Below are 9020 nucleotides of genomic sequence, written 5' to 3' on the forward strand. Positions count from 1 at the left end.
TTCCAATACCTTAGTTTGGCTTTTGCGGTGGAGGTGGCGGTGCATTGGGCGTTGGCTGAGTGTTGGACTTTGCATTATTCTGCGCACGCGAAATAATGCGTATGTTTGAGTAACTGTTTGATCCTCTTGTGGCATTTGGATCAGATGGATTTCTAGGATCGTAATGATCGAATTGAGCCTCGTTTTCGGGCGGCGTCACTCCCGATGTACTTTTCTGCCCGGGAACGAGGGGCGTGCCGTCTTGATCTGATTTAAGCTGGCCGCCATTACGCAACATGTTTTGCGCTGCAACTTTAGCTTTCTGCGCTGCAGTAATGGCTTTGCCCGGCCCTACATATTTTGAGTCTGGAATATTCGAATACGGGCGATTCGGATCAGATGCCTGATTTATTTGCTCGTTTAGCGCTTGGTCCGAAGCCTCATCCACAACAGGCGCAGCACCTCCTTCCGATTCACCTTCTGACCCAGCGAGCATGCCCGCGCCAATGCGTGCTTCCGCCCTTTGTGCTTCCGGAGAATTCAAAATTCTCTGCACCTGCGCTAGAGCACGACTGTACCAAGCCGGCTCACTAGCGCGACCAGTCGGGTCGGTAAACAAAATCGGATTGTTGTTTCCGTAGGCATATCGATTGAAGTTGTAAGTATTCCCTTCCTCCGGTCCGTTCGGATCGACACTTAGAAAACGACCACTCGCGGGGTCGTAATATCGGCCCTGCATATAGATGAGGTTCGTTTCAGGATCGCTCACCTGTCCCGTATATCCCGGTCCATTTTCTGGCGTGCCCAATGCCATAGTTCCATAGGGCGTGTAATCGTAAGTCTTGATGACATTGCCTTTGTCATCCGCCTCCGCCAAAGGTGTTCCCTGCGGATCGGTATAAACATACGTGACTGTTCCCATCTGCTGAGCGTGCAACGCGCTACCTGTGATTACAGTCAGCAGACAAATAGACAGTTTTATCCAAATACCGCGGTTTCCGTGACCGGCCATATCCCTTCCCCTGTTGTCCCCTAACGGTCCTAGCAGGTTACCGCATAGGCAGCCGCCCGCAACCATCCCGAGAGGTAACAATCAGTGCAACATTGAATCCTCGCCTAGAAGCGTTCCTTGTGGACGTCGAGGGCGAGCGGCTCACCGCGTGCAAAGACACGGTGGGCAAATGGACTATTAGTGTCGGGCATATCGGCCCTGAGGCCCATCAAGGTCTCACCATCACACAGCCGCAATCTCGGCCTATCTTGCCAAGGACCCCGAGAAGGCCGTCCTCTCGCTGGTGCGTGGCAACTCACGGACAACCAGAGGTTTGCCCTGGTGAGCTTCGTGTTCAACCTGGGCGCGTCTCGTCTGATGACGTCAACCCTTCTACGCAAACTCAACGCAGGCGACTATTGCTCAGTACCTTACGAGCTGATGCGTCGGAACCACGAAACCGTCAACAGTGTACAGCGGGAGTCAATAGGACTCACTAATCGTCGTGCTGCCGAAGTCACTCTATGGAATACAAAATGAAACTCATCCGATCGATCGGAAAAATCTTTGCCAAGAACTCAACCACCTAGGCGTTATTCATGATCGTCTTCAGCATTGTATATGGTGCCCTCTCAATCGTGCTAAGGCATCTGCCGGAATTGTGGGCTGACTTCAAGGCAATCTGGGCGGATCGTGTTGACCAGCAAGGTGCCTGCGGTCACGCTGGTTTGGACCGCGCAGGCCTTGCATTGCCACAGCTGTTGAAAGCCCCGAACAAACACAGACGCTTGCGTATGACCGCAGCGCGGGCAAGCAAAACCGTGGGGCCAACGGACTCGGATCAGCGCTTGCAGGCACCGCTTCTCGGTGCCGTAACGTTTGAAGAAAGTAGGTAAGGATAGGCCGAGCTGAAATTACACGCGATTCATCGCCATGGCGGCATCTCTGTATAGAGGATGTCGCCATCCTCGACTAGCGCTTATTCACCAACTGAGACCCGACGCTAATCAAGTGCTTGCAAGGGAGGGAATGAGGAGCGCAACGCGGATAGTAAGGAACGAAGCACGCGTGCAACAGGTGCTGCAAGAGGTAAGCGCATGCAAGGTATGAGACAAAGTCTCAAAGTGTCATCGCATCAGCGAAATGCGCTGGACAACACAGGGTGCTTTCCGCGAAGGTTTGCAGGTCGGGCGCGCTCATCGCACAACAGATGGCACAGCGCGCCCGACATGAGAAGTGAGAGCGCGGGCCGCATGAGGTACGAACTCATACGACCCGCTGACCATAACAACTTAACGAGGAAGTTATCATGGCTGAGCCAGATGATACGGCACGCACAGGGCTCTGTGTTCACCCCCTGCCGATGTTCATCCCTCTCACCGCCACGCTGCTTGCGTGGTGCCAGGCGATGAGGGGCACGTAGCCGGTTTAGGGCTTACCACCTTTTGGTTATGAAGCAGGGCACGTTGTGCTCTGTGCCCCGTCACGCCGTGTGCAATGCGCGGCGTGATTTAAAGACACGGAACAATGCTATGGAACACACACATCATCCCCTGCTGGATTCGCACCCTTATCGGTTGAGCGAAGACGGCCACGTCAAGCTGCAGGAAATCCGCGATCAGCTTTTGTTTCTCGGCGCACTGGCTTACCCGCAAACCAAACAAGAAGAAGGCGCGCTGCTTGAAGTAGAACGGGAAGCGCTAGCAGCGAATTTTGAACGATTCGCCGCCCAGATCGATGAAGTATTGAACGGTGCCGTGACACGGCCTCGCCAGGAGTTCGCGTGGCACAGAGAGAGCTAATCGCGGCATGATGAGCGTCGACCTGCCTCGCCTTGCATGAAAGCCGTCAGCCTGCCAGCACCTTGGCAATCAGCCCTTCCACCGGCAGCAGATTCGCCTCCAGTTCGTGCGGCAGCGCATGCCGTTCGATCACATAGTGCGCGGCGTTGATCATCACTTCCACCCTGCCCGGCGTGGATTCCACCACCAGCGCCTTGAGCGGAAGATCGATGCCCGCCGCCAGATTCGCCAACATCACCGGCGTGCCAGCCTTCGGGTTACCGAAAAGGATGAGCGTGGTCGGCGGCATCGTCATGCCCACCGCCGCAGCCTCCGCTTGTTGATCGATGGTCGCAAACACCTTGATGCCATGGCTCGCGAAAGCGGCAAGCAGCCGCTGCACCGTGTCATCGAAAGCAAAAGGACTAACCGACGAGATCACGCCCATGGAAGCCTGCGAACCCTCACGCGAAGAAGTCATGCCTCACCTCATCAATGATCAACCTGCATACGACAAATCCTTACCGCACTCCCATCCCCATAAGCCAGCACATAAACAGAGCCTTCGTGCAACGGCGTCCTTGCTGCGTCTCCCCGGAAACACGCCTAGCTTCACAATCGTACACGCCCACGCCAACAGCCCGCGCTATCACACCCGCGATTACGAATCAGCCAAGGCATATTCAAAAACAAAAGCTCCAAGCATGCTCCGAATAACCGTGACCCCGGCGAAGGCCGGGGCCTAACGACTTTCGCAGCGCCTGATTCAAACTTGGCAACTCAGCCAATCATTAAAAAACAATGCTTACGATGTCCTCAATGAAGCCGCCTACTTTCTTTGGGCCGATCTTGTACTTTCCAGGATGCCCACACTTGTTCCTCAAGTTAAGACACTCCTCTAAGACCGACTTCTGGTTTTTGTCGAAGAGCCCCAAATCCTGAGAAGCAAGCAACAGCGTCGCCTCTTTAACCAAGACAAGGTCATCGACCTTTGCCACTGGCTTTGCCTTGGGGTCATGTTTCTGAATTGCAGAGTTGACGTTCGTTGGACCGCAAGCAAACACATCATCTCTAATCTTCTTGATGGCTCCAGACCATACGAAGACAACCGTGGCTCTTAACGCGTCCACTTGAAGGCACTTCAAGCCTTCTTCTAGGTAATCCGCGACGTCCTTGTCACTGATTTTCGAAATGAGTGACTTCAGCGTGGTTACGTCGTTCTCAACTTCGACATCGTTCTTCGGTAAATTCAAAAGACCCCTTACATGGTCTTCTCCACTCGAAGTAAGAGACCACAGGAATCGGTTTCCCTGCTTGTCCGTTATGTGCACAAATGGAGCAGCACGGGATAGAACATCCGCCAAATTGAGCTTATCAGCCCTAGCAACACGCCCTCTTTTCAAGAGAGCCCGCAACCCTTCGACCGTGATTTCGCCAGAGTCCTCGTACCTTTGATGAAAATACATGGCTGACAAGCAGACATCTCTGAGGACTCCGCCCTTGATCGGGTTTAGAAATTCAACGAGCGTCATCATTATTCCTCAGGAAGTGGCGTAGTTCCCTTTGTAACGCCGTAGGCTTCCTTGATTGCCAACTCACCTGAAACCGTCAATTTCCAAGCCTTTGCTTGCTGTATGAATTGATTCTTACCCTTGCTCTTTGCCTGACGTAACGTCATATCCATGCGAGCTGGCAACGTAAGACCACAGGAATCCCCGAGTTCCTTGATCTCTTTCAAGGACATGGCGTAAGAACCATATTGTGAATAAAGCCACGCCACTAGAACCATCAATGCGTCGACAGGCTTCTTCGTATCAAATGCACTGATGAATGTACCCAAATCAGAAGTATCAGGAGCAACAACATCTGAATTATCTTCAGACTGTTGCTTGTTCTTGTTGGGATGTTCACCCTTACTCTTGCTTAAGAACCGACCGACAAGAATGTCGAAGACAGGCTGCTTAATTGTGGAATCTACGGCAGAGACAACTTCGTTGATATCTAAGATCAGTTTCTTTGTTTCTTCAAACGTTTCCGCGCTCATTTCTTACTCCAATTAGATGCCCGTACAAGTCATCGCAAACAATGCCTCAACAAAACTGATTACTTTTTTTCACCGCACGTCAACAGCTTGTCGGCATTGATAAAAAGCATATCGATTTTTGACTTAAGCTCTCCTTCTGTCCCATTGTGGGACTTGCACATAGGAGCAATAAAAGTAAGCTTTTTTAAAGCCTCATCACTCATTTTTGTGAGGATGACATGAGCACCCACTTCCGCAGACGCAGTACACCCTTCGACGTGACATTTCGGCGTCGTTGTGACGTTTGCGAACGTCTTCCAATGAGCCAACCAGGACTCACAAGCACAACCTAGCTCAGAGGTTCCAACCTTGTTTTTCATCGTGATTGAACCGTTACCCTTTATAGACTTGGTCATTGCTACCCCCTTCTTTGGTTAACCTAAAATTGAAGCCACAAGACTTTGTAGCCGTTTAACAACAGATCTTCGAAAACGGTAGAAACCGAACACCTTCAAAACGGCAACAACCAATCTGCCCCGATGTTTCCACCGAGGTGCCGGCACGCCTAAATTGATGAACCCCTACCACGCTCACAGCCCCCTGTATGCGTGTGTCGGCCATACCTGGCCGTGTCCTTAGATTGTCACTGCCCGAATCCTAAGTGAGACCCTCGTCACATAGTGGACCATTTCTGGATGTGAAGGGAACGTGATTTAGGGCGGCCCGAAATGCGCTAAGACAGAGGGTTATGGGTAGATCGTAAAACGTGATGCAAGAAAATGCGCCCGCAATCTGGACGAGATTCTCATCCAAGTTCTGTATTACAATGTTGATGACGGTCCAATGACAACCCTTCTCCTTCGAAGTAAAACCCAACGCTGCACGCGAAAGCGATTACCTGCACATCGCCGCATCACTGCGTCCGGAATTGGCAAGCATGCCGGGCTTCCTGCAAAACGAACGCTTCCGCAGCCGTCGTCGTTCTGGCTATCTGCTTTCCTTATCGCTTTGGCGGGACGAAAAAGCGCTGATTCGCTGGCGAACCGCAGCCCATCATCACCAGGCACAAGCCGAAGGTCGCTGCGGCGTACTGGATGATTACCGCATCCGCGTAGCAGAGGTGACACGCATGACCCACCGCCACGTCGAAGCGACCCGGTAGCAACGCCGTGGCGCTCACCTTGGTCGATGGCGCGCTGCCTGAGGCTTCGCTGCTGCGTCGCTACATGGACGATGCGTCACACCACGCACCGCCCCTCGAACATGATGTTTTCGATCATCTGAGCACACGGGAACGCTGCGCCGTCCTTTGCGGCTGGTCCAGCATGAATGAAGCGACCTGTTTCGCAAACGAGGCGATGCAGCGCAACGACACCGGCGCAGACATCTACGTGATGCAGGCGATTCGGGATTATGGCAAGACCGATCGCCGCGAGGCACCGCAATATTTCCCCGCTACGTAGATGGCCCGTGGCCCCAGTATTTATGGATGCGGCACGTTCTTGCTATAAAGGCACGATCCGGGGCGCCAACCCGGTGAGGGGACAACGAGATGACGAAGCCGCGTTTTCAGCGCATGACCGTGCTGCTGGGCAGCCTGTTCATGGCCTGTGCCATCGGCGCACCCAGCGACAGTGCCGCCGACACCCCACCCCATGTCGGAAAACCCGCCTCTCACGCGTGGCTATTGAAAGCCGATCGTGTTTTCGATGCGCGCAGTGAACAATCACACGCGGGATGGGTGGTGTTGATACAGGGCGACAAGATCGCGGCTGTCGGCCCTGCATCCGACGTGCACGCACCGCCCGGCACGGAGACGATCAACCTGCCCGGCACCACCTTGCTGCCGGGCCTGATCGACGCGCATTCGCACATCTTCCTGCACCCATACAACGAAACACTGTGGAACGATCAGGTGCTGAAGGAAACGCAGGCGTATCGCACCATCGAAGCCGTGCAGCATGTGCGCAACACCTTGATGGCCGGCTTCACCGTGTTGCGCGATCTCGGCACCGAGGGCGCAGGCTATGCCGACGTCGACATACAGCGCGCTATCAATGAAGGCATGATTCCAGGCCCGCATATGTTCGTCGCCACCCGCGCCACCATCGCCGCGCATTGCTATGGTCCCGGTCCGATGGGCTTCCGCACCGATCTGGATCTGCCACAAGGCGGCATTCCGGTCAGCGGCGTTCCGCAGATGATCGACGCCGTGCGTGACCAGGCCGGCCACGGCGCGGACTGGATCAAGATCTATGCGGATTATCACTGCGGCAAAAGCAAAGGCGCCGTACCCACCTTCAGTGAGGAAGAATTGAAAGCCGGCGTCGATACCGCCCATTCGCTAGGCCTGCCCGTCTCCATGCACTCCACCACCGCCGAAGGCATGCGTCGCGCTGTGTTGGCTGGCGTCGACACCATCGAACACGGTTACGGCGGCACGCGCGAAGTGTTCGAACTGATGAAACAACACAACGTCGCCTACCTGCCCACCTTGGAAGCCGAAACGGCCTATTCCGAATACTTCCACGGCTGGAAGCCCGGCATGCCACCCACCCCCGACATGCAACAAGCCGCCCACGCGTTCAAACTCGCCATGCAAGCTGGTGTGACTATCGGCTGCGGCAGCGACGTAGGCGTCTACACCCACGGCACCAACTACAAAGAACTGGAATGGATGGTCCGCGACGGCATGTCACCCGCACGCGCACTCCTGGCAGCCACGGCAGTGGATGCAAAGATCCTGCGCCAGCAAGACCAATTCGGACAACTCAAAGCCGGACTGGATGCGGATGTGATTGCGGTGCAAGGCGACCCGACACAAGACATCAGCGCGATTGAGCATGTGCCGTTTGTGATGAAGGGTGGGGTGATTTACAAGCAGCTGACTCAATAGTACGCACGAAATGCAGGTTGGGATGAAAGCCAAGCATGATGTCAATGCCAGGATCATATTTCGGCCTACGGGCTACCATCCTGCGTAAATAGCCCTTCCTTCGCTGCCACATCAATCCGCCCATCGCACCAATGCAAACTGTTCAATTTGGTGCTCTACCTTCAAGCGGCTTCCCCACTCCAACCAATTCGCAATCCCGTCTTCGGTATCCCACGGAAAGTCTTGGGGCAATAGAGCACTAAAGCTCATATATCCGCCCTCGAAAAAGAGCTCGCGTAGTACATCGCGGGCATTTTTAGACGAAATGAAACCTTCACCAGATTGAAGGTTTCCGACTACACCCTTTAAAAAATACGCCAGCGAGCGCACCCCATCAGGTATCTCTAGCGGAGAATGAAAGCAAAGATCAGTACCTCGCTCAGTAAAGCTATAACTGTGTTTTGCGCTCGTCACCATCGCGTGCGGCGGAATCGAGACATGCTCTTGAAGCACTGGAATGGCATTGAAATTCACCGAGCTACCGGAGCTACTTATCAATATGTTTTCGAATTCGAAAGGATCATATCGCCAAAAGCGAGGCCACCTGCGCAAAGCCGCCAGATGGACATGAAACCGATAGGCGGAGCGATCAAGGAATAGTGGGCATACGTATGTTGCATCACCAATCTTTCGCTTGACTAAACGCTCTCGCAGGCGAAGCAGGACGTTGTGCTGATAATCCCGGTGGGTGGACTGTTTATCTCTTAGCCCAAAATATAAGGTGCGGGGCGCCACTGTTAAACCAAGCGACTTTCTATCAGCAATGATCTTCGCCGCACTAATATCGGGATAGGCCGAAGGCCGTTTGAATTGCATGTAGAACGGCTTGAATCCAGATATGTGCCCATTCAAACGTGCATCAGCACCAAGCCATCTCTCCTTCCCACGAGAAAACGGCTCAACCGAAAATCTGAAGCGCGGAAAGCTAAGGAGCGCGAGAAAACTCTCCAAGGCAAAGCCGACGGTATCTTCCGTGAAGTCCGCATCCAGTCGAAGACTGTTTTTCACGGCTCTTGCCATATCTGACAACTCCTACTTCATGATCTCAAAACAAGGTCACCCTAATGCCTTGGATGTATGCAAGGGCATTTAAAGGTTATGCCTCTTTCTCGAAGAGAGACGCCAGAAGATCAACCAATGCTGCGTCATTTGATGAGTTCACCCTTTGTCTTCTTTTTCATGAGTCCCTTCCACCTTTTATCAAGCGCAGATTGTAGTGGTCAACCCAACTTGGACAGTCCGATAGGAGTTTTGCCGACCATCGCGTCAACGACGGCCGGAATGCGTTGGCCGATGGCGGCATGCCATCGG

General features: G+C 53.7%; 10 protein-coding genes and 3 pseudogenes. 6 read left to right on the plus strand and 7 right to left on the minus strand.

Annotation, left to right across the window (positions count from 1 at the left end; all coding sequences use genetic code 11):
• Positions 1 to 10: 10 nt before the first annotated feature.
• On the minus strand, positions 11 to 991 hold the full coding sequence (locus AC4HNJ_RS18765) for an RHS repeat-associated core domain-containing protein (protein WP_490481130.1): 981 nt from the start codon (positions 989 to 991) through the stop codon (positions 11 to 13).
• Positions 992 to 1110: 119 nt separating this feature from the next.
• On the opposite strand from AC4HNJ_RS18765, the pseudogene AC4HNJ_RS18770 reads away from it, so the two are divergent.
• Together AC4HNJ_RS18770 and AC4HNJ_RS18775 are read left to right on the plus strand one after the other, a co-directional pair.
• Positions 1111 to 1230, plus strand: a pseudogene (locus AC4HNJ_RS18770) (glycoside hydrolase family protein); the annotation flags it as partial.
• Positions 1172 to 1510, plus strand: coding sequence for a lysozyme (locus AC4HNJ_RS18775; RefSeq protein ID WP_490481131.1), 339 nt, complete (start codon positions 1172 to 1174; stop codon positions 1508 to 1510). The pseudogene AC4HNJ_RS18770 and the gene AC4HNJ_RS18775, both read left to right, overlap by 59 nt.
• Positions 1511 to 1611: 101 nt before the next feature.
• Here the strand turns inward: AC4HNJ_RS18775 and AC4HNJ_RS18780 are convergent.
• Positions 1612 to 1830: pseudogene (locus tag AC4HNJ_RS18780) on the minus strand (transposase); the annotation flags it as partial.
• A gap of 672 nt (positions 1831 to 2502) precedes the next feature.
• Here AC4HNJ_RS18780 and AC4HNJ_RS18785 point away from each other — a divergent pair.
• On the plus strand, positions 2503 to 2772 hold the full coding sequence (locus AC4HNJ_RS18785; RefSeq protein WP_490481132.1) for an XAC0095 family protein: 270 nt from the start codon (positions 2503 to 2505) through the stop codon (positions 2770 to 2772).
• Positions 2773 to 2818: 46 nt separating this feature from the next.
• Here the strand turns inward: AC4HNJ_RS18785 and AC4HNJ_RS18790 are convergent, their stop codons facing one another.
• The 4 genes from AC4HNJ_RS18790 to AC4HNJ_RS18805 all read right to left on the minus strand — a co-directional run bounded on the left by AC4HNJ_RS18790 (position 2819) and on the right by AC4HNJ_RS18805 (position 5190).
• On the minus strand, positions 2819 to 3232 hold the full coding sequence (locus tag AC4HNJ_RS18790; protein ID WP_490481133.1) for a DUF302 domain-containing protein: 414 nt from the start codon (positions 3230 to 3232) through the stop codon (positions 2819 to 2821).
• Positions 3233 to 3542: 310 nt separating this feature from the next.
• Entirely contained in the window at positions 3543 to 4283 is a 741-nt protein-coding gene (locus tag AC4HNJ_RS18795) for a hypothetical protein (protein WP_490481134.1), read from the minus strand.
• A gap of 2 nt (positions 4284 to 4285) precedes the next feature.
• Complete coding sequence (locus tag AC4HNJ_RS18800; protein WP_490481135.1) at positions 4286 to 4795, minus strand: hypothetical protein; 510 nt, start codon at positions 4793 to 4795, stop codon at positions 4286 to 4288.
• Positions 4796 to 4854: 59 nt separating this feature from the next.
• Entirely contained in the window at positions 4855 to 5190 is a 336-nt protein-coding gene (locus AC4HNJ_RS18805) for a hypothetical protein (RefSeq protein ID WP_490481136.1), read from the minus strand.
• Between the two features lie 458 nt (positions 5191 to 5648).
• Between AC4HNJ_RS18805 and AC4HNJ_RS18810 the strand changes: the two are divergent.
• From AC4HNJ_RS18810 to AC4HNJ_RS18820, 3 genes and pseudogenes are all read left to right on the plus strand, one after another.
• A pseudogene (locus AC4HNJ_RS18810) lies at positions 5649 to 5936 on the plus strand (antibiotic biosynthesis monooxygenase family protein); the annotation flags it as partial.
• 7 nt (positions 5937 to 5943) lie between these two features.
• Entirely contained in the window at positions 5944 to 6237 is a 294-nt protein-coding gene (locus AC4HNJ_RS18815; RefSeq protein WP_490481137.1) for a hypothetical protein, read from the plus strand.
• Between the two features lie 89 nt (positions 6238 to 6326).
• Entirely contained in the window at positions 6327 to 7670 is a 1344-nt protein-coding gene (locus AC4HNJ_RS18820; protein WP_490481138.1) for an amidohydrolase family protein, read from the plus strand.
• 111 nt (positions 7671 to 7781) lie between these two features.
• On the opposite strand, the gene AC4HNJ_RS18825 is transcribed toward AC4HNJ_RS18820, so the two are convergent.
• Complete coding sequence (locus AC4HNJ_RS18825; RefSeq protein WP_490481139.1) at positions 7782 to 8729, minus strand: hypothetical protein; 948 nt, start codon at positions 8727 to 8729, stop codon at positions 7782 to 7784.
• Positions 8730 to 9020: the final 291 nt, after the last annotated feature.

It is taken from the genome of Dyella sp. SYSU CM1112, from assembly GCF_058216415.1.